The 20,787-nt window shown below is 65.7% G+C and carries 16 protein-coding genes; 5 read left to right on the top strand and 11 right to left on the bottom strand.

Features of this window, described 5'->3' with window-relative positions:
* The first annotated feature begins 66 nt into the window (after positions 1-66).
* The 3 genes from RUH75_RS02055 (at position 67) to RUH75_RS02045 (ending at position 8,703) form a co-directional block, all read left to right on the top strand.
* Positions 67-3,765: an autotransporter domain-containing protein gene (locus RUH75_RS02055; protein WP_313801684.1), complete on the top strand. Its 3,699-nt coding sequence runs from the start codon at positions 67-69 to the stop codon at positions 3,763-3,765.
* Positions 3,766-3,939: 174 nt separating this feature from the next.
* Positions 3,940-7,548, top strand: a complete 3,609-nt coding sequence (gene putA / locus RUH75_RS02050) for a trifunctional transcriptional regulator/proline dehydrogenase/L-glutamate gamma-semialdehyde dehydrogenase (protein ID WP_313801682.1) — start codon at positions 3,940-3,942, stop codon at positions 7,546-7,548.
* Between the two features lie 231 nt (positions 7,549-7,779).
* Complete coding sequence (locus RUH75_RS02045; RefSeq protein WP_313801839.1) at positions 7,780-8,703, top strand: hypothetical protein; 924 nt, start codon at positions 7,780-7,782, stop codon at positions 8,701-8,703.
* Here the strand turns inward: RUH75_RS02045 and RUH75_RS02040 are convergent.
* From RUH75_RS02040 to RUH75_RS02030, 3 genes are all read right to left on the bottom strand, one after another.
* A complete protein-coding gene (locus RUH75_RS02040) occupies positions 8,660-10,651 on the bottom strand; it encodes an ATP-binding protein (protein ID WP_313801680.1) in 1,992 nt (663 codons plus the stop codon). The genes RUH75_RS02045 and RUH75_RS02040 overlap by 44 nt on opposite strands.
* A 122-nt stretch (positions 10,652-10,773) precedes the next feature.
* A complete protein-coding gene (gene spt / locus RUH75_RS02035) occupies positions 10,774-11,991 on the bottom strand; it encodes a serine palmitoyltransferase (protein WP_313801678.1) in 1,218 nt (405 codons plus the stop codon).
* A gap of 94 nt (positions 11,992-12,085) precedes the next feature.
* Positions 12,086-12,328 (bottom strand): acyl carrier protein, encoded by a 243-nt coding sequence (locus RUH75_RS02030; RefSeq protein ID WP_313801676.1) that lies wholly within the window; start codon positions 12,326-12,328, stop codon positions 12,086-12,088.
* A gap of 109 nt (positions 12,329-12,437) precedes the next feature.
* Here RUH75_RS02030 and RUH75_RS02025 point away from each other — a divergent pair, with 109 nt between their 5' ends.
* Complete coding sequence (locus RUH75_RS02025; protein WP_313801674.1) at positions 12,438-12,962, top strand: Pycsar system effector family protein; 525 nt, start codon at positions 12,438-12,440, stop codon at positions 12,960-12,962.
* Here RUH75_RS02025 and RUH75_RS02020 read toward each other — a convergent pair.
* The 4 genes from RUH75_RS02020 to RUH75_RS02005 all read right to left on the bottom strand — a co-directional run bounded on the left by RUH75_RS02020 (position 12,959) and on the right by RUH75_RS02005 (position 17,718).
* Entirely contained in the window at positions 12,959-13,237 is a 279-nt protein-coding gene (locus RUH75_RS02020) for an ETC complex I subunit (protein WP_313801672.1), read from the bottom strand. The two genes, RUH75_RS02025 and RUH75_RS02020, sit on opposite strands and share 4 nt — an antisense overlap.
* A gap of 69 nt (positions 13,238-13,306) precedes the next feature.
* The gene (gene hrpB / locus RUH75_RS02015) at positions 13,307-15,763 is read right to left on the bottom strand and encodes an ATP-dependent helicase HrpB (protein WP_313801670.1); all 2,457 of its coding nucleotides are present in this window, start codon (positions 15,761-15,763) and stop codon (positions 13,307-13,309) included.
* Between the two features lie 42 nt (positions 15,764-15,805).
* On the bottom strand, positions 15,806-16,585 hold the full coding sequence (locus RUH75_RS02010) for a TSUP family transporter (protein ID WP_313801668.1): 780 nt from the start codon (positions 16,583-16,585) through the stop codon (positions 15,806-15,808).
* A 104-nt stretch (positions 16,586-16,689) separates the two neighbouring features.
* On the bottom strand, positions 16,690-17,718 hold the full coding sequence (locus tag RUH75_RS02005; protein ID WP_313801666.1) for a polyprenyl synthetase family protein: 1,029 nt from the start codon (positions 17,716-17,718) through the stop codon (positions 16,690-16,692).
* Between the two features lie 103 nt (positions 17,719-17,821).
* On the opposite strand from RUH75_RS02005, the gene RUH75_RS02000 reads away from it, so the two are divergent.
* Positions 17,822-18,106, top strand: a complete 285-nt coding sequence (locus RUH75_RS02000; RefSeq protein ID WP_313801664.1) for a chorismate mutase — start codon at positions 17,822-17,824, stop codon at positions 18,104-18,106.
* Positions 18,107-18,108: 2 nt separating this feature from the next.
* Here the strand turns inward: RUH75_RS02000 and RUH75_RS01995 are convergent, their stop codons facing one another.
* The 4 genes from RUH75_RS01995 to RUH75_RS01980 are packed head-to-tail and all read right to left on the bottom strand — an operon-like array spanning position 18,109 to position 20,719.
* Positions 18,109-19,005: a DMT family transporter gene (locus RUH75_RS01995; protein WP_313801662.1), complete on the bottom strand. Its 897-nt coding sequence runs from the start codon at positions 19,003-19,005 to the stop codon at positions 18,109-18,111.
* Positions 19,006-19,050: 45 nt separating this feature from the next.
* Positions 19,051-19,698 carry a heme exporter protein CcmB gene (locus RUH75_RS01990; protein ID WP_313801660.1) on the bottom strand — a complete coding sequence of 216 codons (648 nt, stop codon included), beginning with the start codon at positions 19,696-19,698 and terminating at the stop codon, positions 19,051-19,053.
* Complete coding sequence (gene ccmA, locus RUH75_RS01985; protein ID WP_313801658.1) at positions 19,695-20,297, bottom strand: heme ABC exporter ATP-binding protein CcmA; 603 nt, start codon at positions 20,295-20,297, stop codon at positions 19,695-19,697. The genes RUH75_RS01990 and ccmA overlap by 4 nt, the downstream gene beginning before the upstream one ends.
* The gene (locus RUH75_RS01980; protein ID WP_313801656.1) at positions 20,294-20,719 is read right to left on the bottom strand and encodes a metallopeptidase family protein; all 426 of its coding nucleotides are present in this window, start codon (positions 20,717-20,719) and stop codon (positions 20,294-20,296) included. Before RUH75_RS01980 ends, ccmA begins: the two co-directional genes overlap by 4 nt.
* Positions 20,720-20,787 lie beyond the last annotated feature (68 nt).

Genomic DNA, 20,787 nt, shown 5'->3' with positions numbered 1-20,787 from the left:
GGCCTGCGTAAATAAGGGGTTACGTCGATGCGAGCTGAGGGTCGGCACGGAACGCTTGCGCAATCGATGGCGAAAGCTGGGCGAGGGAAAGCCGGGAGACGGGCGGGCGACGGCATCGCTGCCCTGTTTCTGGGCGGCATGATGTTGCTGCCCGACAGCGCGGAGGCGCAGCCCGCGCTTCGTTTCTGGGACGGCAGCGATCCGGCCAAACATGCCAATGGCGCCATTGACGGGGGTTCGGGCATCTGGAGCGCCACCGAGCCAGACTGGACCGACAGCAGCGGCACCGTCAATGGCCCGATGCGGCCCGTGCCGGCTTTCACAGTCTTTCAGGGCAATGCCGGAACGGTGTCGATCGACGACAGCGGCGGCACGCCGGCGGTCACCGGCATGCATTTCCTGTCTGACGGCTATCGCCTGACCGGCGGGCAGCTGAAACTCGACGGCGGGGCTTATACCTCGATCCGCTCGACCATGGGCGCGACCACCCGGATCGATGCCGAGTTGACGGGCAGCGGCGGCGTTTTATTCAACGATCTGGGCACCGTCATCCTGACCGGCGCGAACGGCTATCAGGGTAACACGAGGGTCGATGGCGGTACATTGATCGGCAATACGGATTCGATCCGCGGCAATCTCGAAAATGGCGGCATGGTCGTCTTCGATCAGGACAAGGACGGCGTTTTTGCTGGCGGCGTCAGCGGCCTGTTCAGCTTCTGGGGCTTCATGGTGAAGCGGGGCGGCGGCACGCTGACGCTGGGAAGCGGCAATGCGCTCGACTGGCGGGTCGAACAAGGGAGGCTGATCGCCCGCGCGGCCGGTTTCGGTGGCAATGTCGATATTGGCGAGGCGGGTCGCCTGACCTTCGATGCGGGCGATGCCGCTGGCGCGGAAACCGTCTATCCCTATGCGCTTTCGGGCACTGGCGCATTCGATGTCGTGGGCGCCAGTACGCTGGTTCTGACCGGCCAATCCGGTTTCGCCGGTCAGACGGCGGTCAGTGGCAGCGCATTGCGGGTCGATGGCGCTCTGGGCGGTCAACTCCATGTCGGCGCGGATGGCGTGCTGAGTGGCAAGGGGCAGGTCGACGCAGTGAACATCGAGGCAGGCGGGCGCTTGGCAGGCAGCGCCGGCAGCACGCTCCATCTGGGCAGCCTCATTCTGGGGGCGGGATCGAGCATTCAGGCCAGCTTTGGGACGAAAGGGGACCCGGCGCTGTTCGATATTGCCGGTGATCTCACGCTCGACGGCACGCTGCATGTCGCCAACCCCGCCGTGCTGGACGAAGGCTTATATCGGCTCTTCAGCTATGGCGGCAGCCTGACCGACGGGGGGCTGGAGCTTGGCGCCCTGCCTCCCGGACAGGCTGGCGGCAGCCTGTCGATCCAGACCGCGACGGCCGGGCAGGTGAACCTTGTGTCCGGCACGGCGTCACGGCCGCTGCAATTCTGGGACGGGGGCGATGCGATCCGCTATGGCAACCGTCAGGTGGATGGCGGTCCCGGAACCTGGCGCAACGGGATGCCGAACTGGACCGGCCCGGATGGCCTCAGCAACGAGGGCGCCAAGACCAACGCCTTTGCCATATTCTCCGGCAATAGCGGACAGGTGCTGATCGACAACGGCGCCGGCGCGGTCACGACCGGCGGCCTGCAATTCGCCGTCAGCGGCTATATGCTGTCGGGCGGCGGCCTGACATTGGCTGGCGGCGACCGCACGATCATTCGTGTCGGTGCCGGAAGTGTCTGGGACAGCAGCATCGTTGCCGAGATCGCCGCGCCCCTGTCTGGCGCCACGACATTGGTGAAGCGCGATGCGGGCACGCTCATCCTGTCCGGCGTCAACAGCTATGCGGGCGATACGGAGGTGGAGGCTGGCACGCTGGCCGGGGATGCCCGCTCCATTCGCGGCAATATCCGCAACGCCGCGACCGTCATTTTCAATCAGCGCGACAATGGCGATTTCGCCGGCTCGATCGGCGCGCTGGGCGGCGGCGCGGGGACGATGGTGAAGCGGGGCAGCGGCGTGCTGGCCCTGACAGGCGCAAGCACGCTCGACTGGCGTCTTGAGGAAGGACGGCTGACGACCGCCGCGAGCCGCTTTTCCGGCAATGCCGATCTGCGTCAGGGCGCCGAACTCCAGTTCGAAGAGGCGAGGGACAGCGTCTATTCGGGCAGGATCAGCGGCAGTGGGCTTTTCATCAAGGCCGGCACTGGCGCCTTGACCCTCAACGGCGACTCATCCGGATTCAGCGGCAGCACCCAGCTTCGCTTCGGACGGCTGGTGGTCGACGGCAGGCTGGGCGGACAGCTTGCCGTGGAGGCGAACACCGTGCTGGCGGGGCGGGGCAGATTGGGCTGCGTGCGGGTCGTGCCGGGTGGCACGATCGCCCCGGGCGCGGGGATCGCCACCCTCTCCGTCACCGGCGATCTGACCCTCATGCCGGGCAGCCGCTATGAAGTGGAAGTCGATCCATCAGGCACGGCGGCCGACCGGATCGACGTGACCGGCACCGCCACCCTGGGTGGCACGGTCGCCCATATCGGGGCAAGCGGCAGCTATCGGCCCAGTTCGACCTACACCATTCTGACCGCAGGTGGCGGAGTCCGGGGCCGGTTCGACGCGGTGACGTCGACCTATGCCTTTCTGACGCCCCGGCTGGGCTATGCCGCCCATGCAGTCACGCTTACCCTCGATCGCAACGACGTTCGGTTCAGCGACGTTGCCGCTTCATCCAATCAGCAGGCGACCGGCACGGCGCTGGAGGGGCTGGCGACCGGCAATAAAGTATATGACGCGGTGTTGATGAGCGACGCAGCGACGGCGCGCAACGCGTTCGACCGGCTGTCCGGCGAATTTCACGCCTCGCTGCGGGCGGCGCTGATCCAGAACAGCAGCCTGTCGCGCGATGCGACGCTGGACCGGCTGCGTGGTCCTGCGTCGGACCGGTCCGGCCTTGCTTTCTGGGGTCAGACGCTCGACGCCTGGAGCCATTGGCGCAGCGACGGCAATGCCGCACGGCTTGACCAGTCCTCGTCCGGCGGCCTGATGGGGGTTGAGTTGCAGGCACCTGACAGCGGTTTTCGCCTCGGCATGATCAGCGGCCATAATCGCGACCGGATGCGGGGCGCGGGGCAGGCGGATGTCGACAGCTATCATCTGGGCTTCTACGGCGGCGGGACGGCTGGCCGGGTGGCACTGCGCGGCGGGCTGGCCCTTGCCTGGCAGGATGTCGCGATCCAGCGCTTCGTTACGTTCGCCGGTTATGCCGACGGCGTCGCTACCCGCTATCGCGCCACGACGGCGCAGGTCTTTGGCGAATCGGCCTATCGCATAGAGACGGCGGCGGGATCGATCGAACCCTTCGCGACCGTTGCGCATGTGCGGCTCGATGTTGGCCGTGGGCAGGAAAGCGGGGCGATCGCAGCGCTTGAACTGACGGGCGATGGCATGCGCACCAGCTACGCAACCTTCGGCACGCGCGGCGAAGCGGATCTGGCTTTGGGCAGCGCACGACTGGCGATCCGGGCTTCGGCTGGCTGGCAGCATGCCTTCGGTGACCGGCTGCCAATGGTGGAGGCCGCCCTTGAGGATCAGCGCTTCGCGGTTGCAGGGCTGCCGATCGCTCGAGACAGTCTGGTCAGCGAAGTGCGGCTGCATGGCGCGATCGGCGACTGGCTGCAGGTCAATCTTGGTTATCAGGGCGCGGTGGCGCGCGGTGGCCAAAGCCACAGCCTTCAGGCAGGGCTGAACCTGCAATTCTGACGAGGAGCGGGTCGCTGGCAGGACAGATGCCGTTCCAACGGCCTGCAAATGGTTGAAGCGGGGCACGTGAGTCGTTCCCAAGGTTCCTAGCTGCGCTGACGTTCGGCTCGGCTCCTCATCGTCTGAATGTCGGTCTGGCCAGAATGTCATGACCGGATATAATATGATGGCGGAATGGAAAACGTCCTGCCTTTTGCCGCCTTCGCGCCAGCCATCCGCCAGCAATCCTCCCTTCGGCGCGCCATCACCGCAGCCTATCGCAGAGACGAAGCAGAATGTCTCGCTCCGCTCATCGGGCAGGCAAGCTTGCCGGCGCCTGTGGACGGCGCCGTCAAGCGGACGGCCCGATCGCTCGTCGCGATGCTGAGGGAAAATCACAAGGGGACAGGCGTAGAAGCGCTGGTCCAGGAATATTCCCTGTCCAGTGATGAAGGCGTGGCGTTGATGTGCCTGGCAGAGGCGCTGCTGCGCATCCCGGACGATGCGACCCGCGACGCCCTCATTCGGGACAAAATCTCGGATGGCGACTGGAGTTCGCATTTGGGCGGCGACAAATCGCTGTTCGTGAATGCAGCGACATGGGGGCTGGTCATGACCGGCAAACTCGTTGGCAGCGTCGACGATCGCGGTCTGGGTGCTGCCCTGACGCGGCTCGTCGCCCGGGCAGGGGAGCCGGTGATCCGTCGCGGCGTCGATCTGGCCATGCGCATGATGGGCGAACAGTTCGTGACCGGGGAGACGATCGACAAGGCCCTCAGGCGCGCGCGCATCCTTGAGGCGAAGGGCTTTCGCTACAGCTATGACATGCTGGGTGAGGCAGCGACGACAGCGCGCGATGCGGAACGCTATTTTGACGATTATGAACGCGCGATCCACGCGATCGGAAAGGCGTCGGCCGGGCGCGGCATCTACGAAGGGCCGGGCATCTCCATCAAGCTGTCGGCGCTGCATCCCCGTTATGTCCGGGCGCAGGCGTCGCGGGTCATGGACGAATTGCTTCCTCGCGTCCGCCGACTCGCGCTTCTTTCCAAAGCCTATGACATCGGCCTCAACATCGATGCGGAAGAGGCGGACCGGCTGGAGCTGTCCCTCGACCTTCTCGAAAGCCTGGCCACCGATCCTGAACTGAAGGGGTGGGACGGTCTGGGCTTCGTGGTGCAGGCCTATGGCAAGCGCTGTCCCTTCGTGATCGACTGGATCATCGACCTCGCCCGCCGGGCAGGGCGCCGGATCATGGTGCGCCTCGTCAAGGGTGCCTATTGGGATGCGGAGATCAAGCGGGCGCAGGTCGATGGCCTGGCTGATTTTCCGGTCTACACCAGGAAGGTGCATACCGACGTCGCCTATATTGCGTGCGCAAGGAAATTGCTGGCGGCGCCCGATGCAGTATTCCCGCAATTTGCGACGCATAACGCCCAGACGCTTGCCACCATCTATCATCTGGCCGGCCCGGAATTCGCGGTCGGAAAATACGAGTTCCAGTGCCTCCACGGCATGGGCGAGCCGCTTTATGAGCAGGTGGTGGGAGCACGGAATCTCGACCGCCCCTGCCGCATCTATGCTCCGGTCGGAACCCATGAGACGCTGCTGGCCTATCTTGTCCGCCGTCTTCTGGAGAACGGGGCCAATTCCTCCTTCGTCCATCGGATTGCCGATCCCGCCGTCTCCATCGAGCAGATGATCGAACAGCCGGCCGATGTCGTGAAGCAGATGCCCGATCCGGGCGCGCGGCATGACCAGATCAGCCTGCCGGCCGACATCTACCCGGACCGGCGCAATTCGAACGGCCTGGATCTGAGTGATGAAAATGTGCTGGCGCAGTTGACTTCTGCTCTGGTTGAAAGCGCGGGGCTGAGCTGGGTTGCGGCACCGGCCGATGGTGGGGGCCATGCGCGATCGGTCCTCAATCCCGCGGATCATCGGGATATCGTGGGAACGGTGGTTGAGGCCACTGCCGATCAGGCGAAAGCCGCCGCCGCGCGCGCGGCCCTGTCGGACTGGAGAAGCAGCCAGGTCGCCAACCGGGCGGCAGCGCTGGAGGCCGCGGCCGATGCCATGCAGGCGCGCATGCCCATTCTTTTGGGACTCATAGTGCGCGAGGCCGGAAAATCCCTGCCGAATGCGATCGCCGAAGTTCGCGAAGCGATCGATTTCCTGCGTTACTATGCCGTTCAGGCGCGGGCGACCTTCGGTGCCGCGCAGAAGGCGATCGGGCCGATCGTCTGCATCAGCCCCTGGAATTTCCCGCTGGCCATTTTCACCGGTCAGATTGCGGCGGCGCTGGTCGGCGGCAATCCGGTACTCGCCAAGCCCGCCGAGGAAACGCCGCTGATCGCCGCCGAAGCGGTTCGCATCCTGCATGAAGCGGGAATCCCACATGACGCGCTCCAACTGCTTCCCGGAGACGGCCTGATCGGTGCCGCCCTCGTCGCTGCTCCGGAGATTGCGGGCGTCATGTTCACAGGGTCAACGGAGGTCGCCAGACTGATCCAGCGCCAACTGTCGAACCGGTTGCTTCCGGACGGCAGACCGATCCCGTTGATTGCTGAAACGGGCGGGCAGAATGCGATGATCGTCGACTCATCCGCCCTTGCCGAACAGGTCGTCGCAGACGTCATCGCATCGGCCTTCGACAGTGCGGGCCAGCGTTGTTCCGCCCTGCGCATCCTGTGCCTTCAGGAAGATGTGGCGGATCGCATGTTGACGATGCTCAAAGGGGCATTGCAGGAGCTTTCCATCGGTCGCACCGACGCGCTCAGGGTGGATATCGGTCCCGTCATTTCCGCCGAAGCACGGGACATGATCAACAGGCATGTCGAAAAGATGCGCGGGAAGGGACTGCGCGTCGATCAGCAGCCCCTGCCGACGGACGCAGCGAACGGCACTTTCGTCGCGCCCACGATCATCGAAATTGCCGACATCAACGATCTCGAGCGGGAGGTTTTTGGGCCGGTGCTGCATATCGTCCGCTACCGGCGCGAGAAGCTCAACCATCTGATCGACGCGATCAATGCGACCGGATACGGCCTGACCTTCGGGCTTCACACCCGGCTTGACGAGACTGTCAATCATGTGACGAACCGCGTGAAAGCGGGCAATCTCTATATCAACCGCAACATCATCGGCGCGATAGTGGGCGTGCAGCCGTTCGGGGGACGCGGTCTGTCGGGAACCGGACCCAAGGCGGGTGGCCCGCTCTACCTGGGCAGACTGGTTGCGACGCCGCCGATTTTTGCTCCCCGTTCGCCCCATCTCGACACGGCCCTTCATGATTTCGCGGACTGGCTGGCAGCGCAGGGGGAGGCGGCTAGCGCAGCAAATGCACGGCGCTATGGGGAAAGCTCCGCCCTGGGCGCGACATTGCTGCTTCCCGGTCCTGTGGGGGAGCAGAACATCTATGCGCTTCATCCGCGCGGCAAGATCTACATGCTGCCCAAGAGCCGATCCGGCATGTTCGAACAGATGGCGGCGGTGCTTGCCACGGGGAATAAGGGCGCGATCGAGGGCATGGATCTGCCGGACGGCCTTCCCGGCCGGATCGCCGCGGCTTTCCGCCCCGATCCGGATGCTCCGTTCGCCGCCGCGCTGGTCGAGGGGGATAGCGTCGATGTCGCAGGCGTTGTCGCCAGGGTGGCGCAATGGCCCGGTCCGATTGTGGCGGTTCATGCGGCCCGCTCCGATCAGCCGCTGGCTTACCAGTGTGACTGGCTGCTTGAAGAAGTCTCGACCTCTGTCAACACGACCGCCGCGGGGGGCAATGCCAGCCTGATGATGATCGGCTAGGGCACTGCGCGCAAAAGCGGGAACCGATTCTGCGCAACAAACGATGCAACGTCAAGGAAGCGGAGCGCGCGATATGCGTCACCTGCGCCAAAACCATGCCGGATTGCCGGCAATCCGTCGTTGATATTCCCACGCCGGGATTGAAAGAAAGCCATGCTCCTGCGAAAGCGGGAAGCCAGTCCAACCGTCAAAGCCGGGCTTCTGCTTTCAGGAGCATGGTGAATGGAAAAAATGCCCGATAGCCTCCTGTCCCTTGTCACCGCTGAACTGACCGCGCCCGCAGACCCTCGCGCCGCGGCAATGGCGGGAGCGATCGCAGCGCAATATCCCCATGCGTCCCGCGCCGTCCTCTTCTACGGCTCCTGCCTGCGGGAGAAGAATCTCGACGGGCTGATGCTGGATTTCTACCTGATCGTGTCGGATTATCGGGCGGCTTATGGGAAAAGCTGGCTTGCAACGGCCAACCGCCTGCTTCCGCCCAATGTCTTCCCGTTCGAACATAACGGCTTGATCGCGAAATATGCGGTGCTGTCGGAGGCGGATTTTGCGCGCCTCAACAGCCCGGCCGCTGACAATGTTTCCGTTTGGGCGCGCTTTGCCCAACCCGCCCGACTGCTCTGGGCGGCGGACGATCTGGCCCGGCAGCGCGCCATGGCCGCCGTCGCGGACGCCACGCCGACCTTGCTCGGCATGACCATGCCGATGCTCGTCCCGGGCGTCGACCATGGCGTGTCGGACATCTGGAAAACCGGCTTCACCTTGACCTATGGTGCGGAACTCAGGGCGGAGAGGAAGGGCCGTTCGCTGTCGATCGTCGATGTCGATCCCGATCGTTATGAGCGTTTCGGTCAAGCCGCCCTTGCGGAAATAGCGCGGCGGCGTGGCATGGGGGCGGAAGGCCAAGTGCCGAACGTCATGTCCCCCGCGCAAGCCGCCGCCTGCTGGCGCCGGTTGCAAAGACGCGGCAAATTTCTGTCCGTCATTCGTCTGGCCAAGGCCAGCTTCACCTATGCGGGTGGCATCGATTATCTGGCCTGGAAGATCAATCGCCATGCAGGCACGGCGATCGAGATCAGGCCCTGGCAGCGGCGCTGGCCACTGATCGGCGCGCTTACTCTGCTGCCGCGGCTGTTCCGGGGTGGCGCGATCCGCTGAGCGCGTCGGACAGCGCGTGGGACAGGCCCATCAGCGTATAGGGCTTGCGCAGCACCTGATGCCCGGCGAAATCAGCGCTTTCGGCTATGTCGCCGGCATAGCCGGTGACGAACAGAACCGGCACATGGGCATAAGCGGCGGGCAGGGTGCGGATCATTTCCGGCCCGGTCATTTCCGGCATCAGCACGTCGCTGATGATGAGGCCGATCTCGCGGTGGCTCATCAACAGTCTGGCGGCCTTGGACGGATGGTCGCAGGCGACGGGCAAATGGCCCAGTTCCGCGAGCGCCGCCATGGTCTGGTTGAGCACGCGCGGATCGTCTTCTACCACCAATATGCGGGTCGGGGGGTGCAAAACGGGCTCCCGTTCCGGCACATGGTCATCGCCCGCCGCCTCTCCCTCCGCGCCGATATGGCGGGGGAGGTAGATGTGGACGCTGGTGCCCTTGCCGACTTCCGAATCGATGCGGATTTCGCCTTCGCTCTGATGGACGAAGCCGAAGATCTGGCTAAGGCCAAGGCCGGTTCCCTTGCCCACCGGCTTGGTGGTGAAGAAGGGTTCGAACACGCGGGACAATATTTCGGGAGTCATGCCGCAGCCATTGTCGCCGATGGTCAGCGTGACATATTCGCCCTCGGCGCACTCACCGACCTCATTCGCCTTCAGCGTCGCCTGGCCGGTGCGGATCACCAACTGGCCGCGTCCCTCCATCGCGTCGCGGGCATTGACGCACAGATTGAGGATCGCATTTTCCATCTGATGCTGGTCGACGAAGATAAGCCAGCCCCCCGCCGCATTATCGAAGGACATGGTGATCTGGTCGCCGATGGAGCGGTCGATCAACTCGCCGATGCCTGCCACCAGCATGTCCGGATCGACGGTGCTGGGCAGCAGCGGTTCCGACCGGGCAAAGGCCAGCAGGCGGCGGGTGAGGGCGGCAGCGCGATTGGCCCCCTCCATGGCATTGTCGAGATGGCGGCTCGCCTCCTGCGGTTTCAGGCGCAGCTTGCGCTTGGCAAGTTCCAGCCCGCCGACCACGACCGCCAGCATATTGTTGAAGTCATGGGCGATGCCGCCGGTCAGCTGGCCGACCGCGTCCATCTTCTGCATCTGGCGCAGATTTTCCTCGGCAGCGGCGCGATCGGCGGTTTCTTTCTTCAGCTGCTCATAGGCGTCGGACAGTTCGACCGTCCGCTCGGCCACTGCCGCTTCCAGCCGGTCGGCGCGTTCGCCCTCATTTTCCGCCTGTTTGCGGGCCTTGCGCCGCTCGCTATAGGCGGCGTTGGCGAACCAGAGCGCGAACAGCACGCAGACCAGCAGGACGAGGCCGAAGAGCTGGGAGGTCTTGCCGAACCATTCATTGCGGTCGCCGGCCAGGGACACCGCCTCGCTGCGTTCCTGCAGGCGGGCATTTTCCGCCTGGATCACCCGGTCGAGCAGGGCGGCGATGCGCATCAGGTCCCGGGACTTGCCCGCCTGGTGGAACTGGGAGAGGGCGCCCATCTTCTGGTCATAGGTGGTGCGCAGGCCGATTTCGCTCAGCGTCTTGCCGCGCTGGTCGAACGCCGCCTGCAATGCCAGCACATTGCCGCGCTGCCAGTCGGATTGGCGCGTGATGTATGTCAGGGTCTTGAGCTGGCTCGCGGCGGTGCGCCACTGGTCCTGGAACAGGCGGCCGGTGTCGGGGTCGAGGCTGATCACATAGCGGGCCAGCGTCACTTCGGCCCGCGCGGTCCTGGCTTCGAAGGCGCGCGCGAGGGCGATGATCTCGAAACTGCGGCGCTGTTCCTTCAGCGCCCGCTCATGATCGTGCGCGGCATGGCTGGCGCTGTATAGCAGCGTGCCGAGCGACCCGACCAGCAGGACGACCAGTATCAGTGGCAGAAAGCGGGCTGTGATTGCTCGCCATCCGGTCGCATGTTCATCCATGAAAAAGCCGTCCGCCATCGACAGTTACACTAGACGAACAATATTAAGCGAGAAATGCCGCAGGTGAAAAGTTCCGATTTTCCATGGGAGGCCGTCGCGTTAAATGCCCGCCCGGTCGTAGCGCCGAGGCGGGGCCACGGTCAGCCGATCGCGCCGGTTGCCTTGCCCGCCGCTTCGAACATGGCGATGATCTGCCCCACTTGTTCATCGCTATGTTCCGCGCAGAGTGAGCAGCGCAGCAGGAAAGTGCCTGCCGGAGTGGCCGGGGGGCGGGCCATGTTGACGTAGAGGCCCAGTTCCAGCAGGGCCTGCCACATGGCGACGGCCTGTGTCTGGTCGGTCAGGATGACGGCGATGATCGCCGACTGTGGCGTTTCCGTGCCCAGCCTGAAGCCGAGGTCGGTGAGGCCCTTGTGCAGCCGCTGGCTGTTCTTCCACAAATGGGCGCGCTTCTCCCCGGCATGCATCAGCTTGCGGATGGAGGTCGCGGCGGTGGCGACGACGCTGGGCGGCAGCGAGGCGGTGAAGACATAGGGACGGCAGACGAGGCGAAGCACCTCGAACTTGGGATGGTTGGAGACGCAGAAACCGCCCACCGTGCCGACCGATTTGGAGAAGGTGCCGACAACGAAATCGACGTCCTTTTCGACGCCCTGCTCCTCATAGACGCCGCGGCCATTGGGTCCGAAAAAGCCCATGCCATGGGCTTCGTCCACCAGAATCATGCAGTTGGGATGCTTACGCACCGCCGCGACCATGGCGGGCAGGGGCGCGACGTCGCCCAGCATCGAATAGACGCCCTCCAGCACCACCAGCTTCAGCGCGTCGGCGGGCAATCTTCCTAGGCGTTTATCCAGATCCTCGACGCTGTTGTGGCGGAAGCGCACGATTTCCGCGTCGCCCAGGAAGCAGCCGTCATAGATGGACGCATGGCTGTCGGCGTCGAGGATGACATAATCACCCTTGCCCGCCAGCGTCGAGATCATGCCCAGATTGGCCTGATAGCCGGTCGAAAAGACCATCGCGCCGGTGGTGCCGTAGAAGTCCTTCAGCGCTTCCTCGACTTCCTTATGCCCCTGATAGGTGCCGTTCAGCACGCGGCTGCCGGTGGTGCCCGCGCCGAATTCGTCCAGCGCCTTCTTGCCTGCCGCGACCACATCCGGGTCGAAAGTCATGCCCATATAGTTATAGGTGCCGAGCAGGATCGTGTCCTTGCCCTTGATCACGGCCTGGGTGGGGGACTTCACCTCATCCATCACGATCGCGAAGGGATCGCGCACGCCGGTCGCCAGCAACGCCTCGCGCTCGGCGATCAGCGGATCGAATTTGGAGAAAAGATCGCGGGTTTCGGTCGTCATGATTGCGTCCCAATAGCCGTTCATCCGGGACGGGCCCGGACTTCATGGTAATGCACGGGCATCCTTGCCCGCACCGGAAAATGACTCAGGCGGCTCAGCCCTTGAGCTTGGCCACGGCGTCCACCAGCTGGCCGATCGTTTCGATCTCGGCCTGCATGTTCATGGTGATGATGATGTCGAATTCGTCCTCGATCGCCGCGACGAAATCCATCACAGTCAGGCTGTCCCACTCCAGATCGCCAGCGAAGGTGGTGGCCTCGCTCAGTTCCACGCCCTTTTTGTTGAAAGGAACGATCTGGTTCAAAACGCTGTCGAAAATCTGCTGGCGATCCGTCATTATCCGTGGTGCTTTCCGTGAAAGGGCGGCTTTTCCTTCAAGCGCCGCTCTTTGGCAAGGGAATAAGGCGGCAATCGGGCATGAGTGTCGCGAAAAAGGGGAAGGGATGATGGCCGAGGCGAATAATGCACCGGTGCCCAATGCGATTCACCTGCTGCGCACGGCGGTGCAGACCAATATGCAATTGAGCCAGATGGCCGATCAGAAGGCGAACATGCTGATCGGCGCTTCGATGGTGATCTTCACCCTGTCGGTTGCGCAGCTGCGGTCGGGGGCGCTGGTGTGGTCGGTGGCGGTGCTGGCGGCGGGGGTGTTCCTGGCCGCGACCTGCGCGATATTGGCGGTGCTGCCGAGTGTCGGGCGGCCGGTGGGGGCGGTGGCGGAGAGCGACAATCTGTTGTTCTTCGGCATCTTCACCAGCCTTGGCGAGGCGGAGTTCAGCGACCGGATGATGGCGCTGGTCGCGGACGACGAGGCGCTGTGCCGCGCCATGTTGCGCGACATGTATCAGAATGGGCAAATCCTCCAGCGGCGCAAATATCGCTATCTGGGCTATGCCTACCGCATTTTCCTGACCGGCGTGGTGGCGAGCTTCGTCGCGCTGGTCGTGGAGCTGGCGTCAGGCCCGTATTAACGGAAATTATCCGCATAGGCCTGAAGTTTCAGCGTCCTGGGCGCCGTTGCGATCACGCTATAGGCGATGCCTTCGCGCTCCGCATAGGCGCGCGCCGCTTCCTCGGACGAGAAGGTGAGCGTGATCTGCTGCTTCATATCGCCAGAGCCGGCCCAGCCGGTCAGCGGATCGGGCTTCTTCGCTTCGGCGGGCGCATATTCCAGCACCCATTTACGGGTCAGCGCCTTGCCGGATTGCAGGGCGTTCTTCTGGATCTGATAGATGCGCGCGCTCATCGCGATAGAGACTCCTGATGGAATGTGGCGTTGCGTTGCACCAGCGGGCGCGCGGAAGTCAAGGCCAAGTCAGGGTTTGCCGCGGGCATCGGCGCGTTTCGTGCGCAAGGTGGCGCTGGCGGCGGTTGGATCGTCGGGCCAGGGATGCCTGGGATAGCGCCCGCGCATTTCCTTCGCCACCGCGCTCCAGCTGCCCGCCCAGAAGCCGGGCAGGTCGCGCGTCGTCTGGATCGGGCGGCCCGCGGGTGAGGTGAGCGAGAGGACCAGCGGGATGCGCCCGCTGCCGACCACCGGATGCTCGCTGAGGCCGAACAAGGCCTGCACCCGCAACTCGACGCGAGGACCGCCTTCTGCGGCATAGTCGATTTCATGGCCGCTGCCGGCGGGCGAGCGGAATTCGGGCGGGGCGAGCCGGTCGATCTGGCTCTTGCCGTCCCAGCCGATCAGCCCTTCGAGCACGCCGGAGAGCTGCGAGCGATCAATGTCCGACAGCCGCCGCTTGCCGGTGAGCAGCGGCGGCAGCCATTGGTCCAATGTTCCGATCAGCGCCGTGTCGGACAGCGCTTCCACGCCGGCAAATGCGGCGCGCATCCTGAGTGATAGAGCTGCGTCGGACCAGGGGAGCAGGTCCAGCCCGCCGTGCCGCACGCCTTCGATGAGAGCCGCGACCACCGCCTCCGGATCAGGCCGGTCGTCGGAGCCGGAAGACAATCTGAGCGCGCCCAGCCGCCGTTCCCGCAGCGCCTCGATCCCGCCATTGGCCGGCCGGAAGCGGACGGTGCGATGCTCCGCGATGCGGGCGCCGAACAGGGCGATGACCTCTGCCTCGCTGATCGGCGCGGCGGAAAGGATGCGGGCGCCGGCGGCGCTGCCCTGGACCTCTCCGACTGCCAGCCATTCCTCCCGCGCGAGCGGGCTGAGCGGATCGAGCCGAAAGCCGCGCCTGCCGACGCTGGCCCAGTCCGCGCCATCGGCAGAGCGGCGCTTGGACAGGCGATCGGGAAAGCCGAGGGCAAGGCAAATCCCCGTGGCATGGTCGGCCGCAATTTCGGGAGAGCCCCCCTTTACCAGCTTCGCCCACCGTTTTGCCATGGCCCGCGCCGCATCGGCCCGCTTCCCGCTTTCCCGCCGCCAGCGCATCCGCCGCTGGGACAGGTCGGCATCCTGCCCGCCAATCCCGCGCTCGCCCAGCAGCACGGCGACCTCCGCCGCGATCTCCGCCAGCCCCATCTCGCCCGCCCGCACCAGCATATGGCCGATGCGCGGCTCCAGCGGCAGCTTCGCCAGCGCCTTGCCATGCGCGGTGATCCGTCCGTCCCCGTCCAGCGCCTCCAGCACCGTCAGTCTTTTGCGCGCCTCGGCCACCGCAGCGGCGGGCGGCGCGTCCAGCCAGCGCAGCTCCGCCGGGTCGTTCACCCCCCAGAGCGCGCAGTCCAGGATCAGGCTGGAAAGATCGCTCTCCAGAATCTCGGGCGGATCGAAGGGCGGCATGCCCGCCGTTGCCGCCGCTTCCCACAGCCGATAGGCGACGCCCGGCCGCTGTCGCGCCGCGCGGCCAGCGCGCTGGGTCGCCGCGGCCTGGCTCGCCCGCTCCGTCACCAGCCGCGTCACGCCCGCCGCCCGGTCGTAGCGGGGGCGCCTCGCCAGCCCGCTGTCGACCACGATCCGCACGCCGTCGATGGTCAGGCTGGTTTCCGCTATGGAGGTGGCGAGAATGACCTTCCGCCATCCCTCCCGCGAAGGCCGAATAGCCGCCCGTTGCGCCGCCGGGTCGAGCGATCCGTGCAGCTTGTGGATTTCTACCCCGGCACCCTCCAGTCGCTCCGCCGTCCGTTCGATTTCCGCCACGCCGGGCAGGAAGGCCAGCAAATCGCCCTCTGCTTCCTCGCTCAGCGCCCGGCGGATGGTCGCCGCCATCTCATCCTCGATCCGCTTTTCCGCCGCGCGCCCGACGGGGCGCAGCTCCAGCGGCTGGATGCGGCCCTCGCTCTCCACCACGGGAGCGCCATCGAGCAATGCGGCGAAACGCGCCCCGTCCAGAGTGGCCGACATGGCGACGATGCGCAGGTCCGGCCGCAGCCCGCCTTGCGCATCGAGCGCCAGCGCCAGCCCGAAATCGCTGTCCAGGCTGCGCTCATGCACTTCGTCGAAGAGGACGGCGGACACGCCCGAAAGCTCCGGGTCGTCCTGAATCCGCCGGACGAAAATGCCCTCGGTCAGAACCAGCAGCCTTGTGGCTTTGGACGCCTTCGCATCCATGCGCGTCGCATAGCCGACCGTGCCGCCGACATCCTCGCCCATCAGTTCTGCTATCCGCTCCGCCGCCGCCCGTGCTGCCAGCCGCCGGGGGGAGAGCAGCAGCACCTGGCCCGTGCACCATGGCTCGTTCAGCAGGGCTGGGGCCACGGCGGTCGTCTTGCCTGCGCCCGGCGGGGCCACCAGCACGGCATTGCTCCCTTCGCGCAAGGCAGCGAGCAATTCGGGCAGCACGGCGTGGATGGGCAGGGGGATCGGCGGGGCGTTCATTGCCGTCCCCCTCTCGCGCCATTCGCGCGTGAACGCAATGGTTCAGCCGAACAGCAGCGCGTGGATCGGGTTGTTGGGGTCCAGCAGCATCCTGGCGGTCAGCGCCAGCGACATGACGATCAGCAGCGGACGGATCAGGCGGCTGCCGAAGCGCATGGCGAGGCGCGATCCGATCTGCCCGCCGGTGATGCTGCCGACCGCCATGGCAAGGCCGACGATCCAGATCACATGGCCGCCCGCGATCATGGTGAGCAGTCCGGCAAGGTTGCTGGCGAAATTGGCCGCCTTGGTCTGCGCCGTCGCTCGCACCAGGCCAAGGCCTCCCAGAGCGATGAAGATGGTGGTGTAGAAGGCGCCCGCGCCCGGCCCGAAAAAGCCGTCATAAAAGCCGATCGCGCCGACCGGCAGGCTGAGCGCCACCACCCCGACCCGCTGGTGCCGGTCCATCTCGCTGATATTGGGCGAGAAGGTGAAATAGGCGGCCAGCGCGATCAGCAGCGCCGGCATCAGTCCGGCGAGGATCGAGGGATCGACCCGTTGCAACAGCCAGGCCCCGCCCGCCGAGCCGATAAAGGCGGCGATGAGCGGCCAGCGATAGGCCTTGAGGTCCATATGCCCCGCCCGCGCATAGGCGATGCAGGCGCCGAAGGTGCCGAGCGAGGATTGCAGCTTGTTGGTCGCGACCGCCGGGACGGGCGGGATGCCGGCGGCCAGCAGGGCGGGAAGGGCGATCAACCCGCCGCCGCCCGCCATCGCGTCGATGCACCCCGCCATCAGCGCGGCGGCCATCAGGAAGGCGATGGTTTCAGGGGAGGGGATCATGGGTTGTTACATGAGTAATAATATAAGCTGTTCCTGCCTGCGCAGGAACATATGGGATCAGGAGGCGCAGGCAAACCGCTCAACGACTGGGCAGCCCAAAACCCTCAATAGGCCCGCGCAATGGCGAACTCGACGGCCTCGGTCAGCGCCGCCTTGGCCTTGCCATTGTCGAACATGCCGAGCGCGTCGATCGCCCGCTGGCCATAATGGCGGGCGCGGGCGAGGGTGTCGGCAATCGCGCCGGTCCTGCGCAACAGGCCGGTCGCGTGGGCCAGGTCTTCGTCGCTCACCCGGTTCCCGGCGATCGCTGCCTTCCAGAAGGCGCGTTCCTCGTCCGATCCCCGCGCATAGGCCAGGATGACCGGCAGGGTCACTTTGCCGTCGCGGAAATCGTCGCCCGCATCCTTGCCCATGGTCGCGCCGTCCGACTCATAGTCGATGGCGTCGTCGATCAGCTGGAAGGCGATGCCAAGATTGCGGCCATAGACGTCGAGCGCCTGCTCCTCCGCTTCGTCGCGGTCCGCGACCACGGCGGATATCCGGCAGGCGGCGGCGAACAGGGCGGCAGTCTTCGCGCCGATGATGTCGAGATATTGCTCTTCGCTGGTATCGATCTTGCGCTGGGCGGTGAGCTGGTTGACCTCCCCCTCCGCGATCACGGCGGATGCGTTGGAGAGAATCTTCAGCACCTTCAGGGATTCCGCCTCGACCATCAGCTCGAAGGAGCGGGAGAAGAGGAAATCGCCCACCAGCACGCTGGCGCTGTTGCCCCAGATGATATTGGCGGTCTTGCGGCCCCGGCGCAGCCCCGACCCGTCGACCACATCGTCATGCAGCAGGGTGGCGGTGTGGATGAATTCGACCGCGGCGGCCAGCTTGTAATGGCGCGATCCGGCATAGCCGACCAGATCGGCGCAGGCGAGCGTCAGCATCGGCCGCATCCGTTTGCCGCCGCCCGCGATCAGATGGCCGGCCAGTTCGGGAATCAGCGGAATGCGCGACTGCATCCGGTCCAGGATGACGGCATTCACTTGATTCATGCCATCGGCGACCAGCGCCATCATGGGGGCGAGCGAAGGCGCGCTGCTGGCGCGGCCGATGGGATGGACATTGCCGGTGGCGGATGCTGTCATGACAAGCGCCATGTGACGGCGCAAAAAGCTAAAGGCAAGCGGGAATAGCTTGCCTGATGGCGCGGAAGCGGCAAAAAGCCCGCCAATTGATCGGAGGACCACAGTGGACGACACCCTGAAGCGCTATCGCGAGAGCATCGACAATATCGACGCGGCGCTTGTCTTCATGCTGGCCGAACGGTTCAAGATCACCCAGGCCGTGGGCGAGTATAAGGCAACGCATGATCTGCCGCCCGCCGATCCGGGCCGGGAGGAGAGCCAGATCGGGCGTTTGCGCCAACTCGCGACCGATGCGAATCTCGATCCCGATTTCACCGAAAAATTCCTGCGCTTCATCATCGACGAGGTGATCCGTCACCACGAGCGGTTGCGCGAAAATCAGGGCTGACGTCAGGCCGGCTCGGCAAGTTCCTCTTTCCGCGCGGGCCGTGTCGAGCGGCCCAGCATCACGCCTCCCAGCGCCAGCGCAAAGCCGATGAGCTGGACCGGCCCCAGCCTTTCGCCGAACAGCAGCCACGCCTCGATCGCGGCGAGCGGCGGCACCAGCAGCAGCAGCATGGACATGCGTGTGGGGCCCTGATGCCGCACCAGCCAGACCAGCAGCGACAGCCCGCCCGCCGACAATCCCAGCACCGACCAGCCAAGGCCCAGCCACAGGACCGGCGCGCCGTCCCAGCGATAATCCCCGATCAGCCATGCCGCGGCCACCGCCACCAGCGCTCCGCCCGCATTCTGCGCGGCGCCCGAAATCGCGATTCCGTCTCCCGCGATCGTTCCTCGCTGGATCAGCGTGCCGCCGGTCATCCCCAACACCGCGAGCATCCCCGCCAGAGCGGGCCAGATCGTGATGGCTCCCGCGCCGGTTCGTTCGATCGCGGGAAACAGGACGCAGCCGACGCCCGCTATGGCGATCGCCAGTCCGCCCCAGGCGCGTCCGGGCAAGCGATCGCCCAGGAAAGCGACGCTGGCCACCGCCACCATCAGCGGCTGGAGCGATCCCAGAAGGGCCATGATCCCCGCGGGCATGCCATCGTGCACCGCCCACCAGCTGAGCGTCAGATACAGCCCGTGCAGCATCGCGCCCGCCGTCAGATGCAGTGCCAGCCGCCGCCCGCGCGGCAGGGCCTGCCGCGCATGCAGCGCTGCTCCGGACAGCAACAGCGTCGTCAGCGTCAGTCGCAGGGCAAGGATCAGTTCTGGCGCGGCATGGGGCACCATGGCCCGCGCGACGATGAAGCCTGTCGACCAGATGAGGATGAAGAGGAGCGAGGCAAGGGTGGCGATCATGCCCGCGCCTTTGACCCAAGCGACGCAGGCTGTCGAGTTGTAAAACTATTCTCGCCCGGCGCGGATCGCCGCGCCTCCGGCAAAAGGCGTGATTGCCACCAGCAGCAGCGACGCCGCGCCCAGGAATTTGAGCGCCGCTCCGCTTGCGTCCCCCAATGTCCCCGCGCCGAAGATCAGCAGCGGCACGGCCAGCGGCAGGGCGAGCAATCCCGACAGGGCCCCGCTCGATCGCAAACCCGCCGTCAGCGTCGCAACCAGCAATCCCAAAGCCGCCAGCGCGGGCGTGCCGATCAACAGGCCCAGTTCCAGCAGGCCGATGGTTGCCCCCTCCAGCTTCAGCAGGGCGGCAGCCGGCAGGGTGGCGATCATCAGCGCCGGCCCGAAGCCGAGCCAATGGGCGATCAGCCGCGCCAGCACCACCATTTCCTCCCCGATCCCGCGCAGGGCGATCTGATCGAGCACGCCCGCATCCCGATCCGGGGCCACCAGCCGGTCGACCGGCAAAAGGCTGGCGAGCAGGGCGGCGATCCACAACATGCCGCCGCCGCTCCGCCGCAGCAATGCCGCATCGGGGCCCACCGCGAAGGGATAGAGGCTGGCGACCAGCAGCAGGAATGCGACGGGCAACCACAGTCCGGCCGACTGCCATGCCTGCCGCAAGTCCCGCGCGATCAATGTCAGCAGGATTTTCAATGCCCGTCGTCCGCGACGAAGTCAGCCATCGTCAGCACCACCGGCGTCACCAGCGGCAGCGGCTGGTGGGAAGCCGTCACGACGATCCCGCCCCGCCCCAGATGATCCGCCACCGCCGCGCCCAGCAGTTCCAGCGCCGCATCGTCCAGCCCGTTGCCCGGCTCATCGAGCAGCCAGATCGGCGCCCCGCCGGCGATCACCCGTGCCAGTGCCGCCCGCTTGCGTTGTCCTGTCGACAGCATCCGCACGGGCACCTGGCGGAGCGGCTCCAGCGCCATGGCCGCCATCGCGCCGTCCAGCGCGTCCGGAGCCGACCCATCCAGCCGCGCCCAGAAGCCGAGAGCTGCGATCAGCGGCTGTTCCATGTCGAGCGCCAGCCGCTCGTCGCTCAGCGCAACGCCGCCATGGCGCTCGACCGTGCCCGCGGACGCCCGCAGCAGGCCCGCGCAAACCCGCATGAGGCTGGATTTGCCGATGCCGTTCGGGCCTTTCAGCAGGGCGCTGCCACCCGGCTCCATGGCGAGGTCGACGCCACGGAACAGCAGCCGCCCGCCGCGCACGCAGGCGACGCCCGACAGGTGCAATCCCACACGGCTCATAGAGTGACCATGTCCTCCAGCACATGCATGTCGAGATCGGACAGGCCGAAATGATGGCCGATCTCATGCACCACCACATGGGTGATCAGCATGTCCAGCGGCACCCCGGTTTCCACCCATTCGTCCAGCAGCGGTCGACGGAACAGATGCACGGTCGGCGGCGCGTCGCCGGTCTGCGCCGGCTCCCCCACCGGCCGCCCGGAATAAAGGCCGGTCAGGCCGAAGGGATCGTTGATCTCCATCTCCTTGAGTATCTGGGGATCGGCAAATTCCTCGACGAACAGCACGACGTTGGAGAGGTGCGACCGGAACGGTTCGGGCAGGCGGGACAGAGCCGCCAGCGCCAGCTTTTCGATATCCTCGCGCGTTGGCGCAAAACGGGGTGGTTGACCGGCATCGTCCATGGGAGAGACATAAAGCATGTTCCGAATCGTCTGCAAACCGTCGACGCATCGGAAAATGGGTTAATGCCGCCATATATGTGGCCGCG

The sequence above is a fragment of the Sphingobium sp. genome (genome assembly GCF_032153725.1).
Classification (GTDB): Bacteria; Pseudomonadota; Alphaproteobacteria; order Sphingomonadales; family Sphingomonadaceae; genus Sphingobium.
Note: the sequence above shows the minus strand (reverse complement) of the source record. Positions and strands in the feature narration are given on the sequence as shown.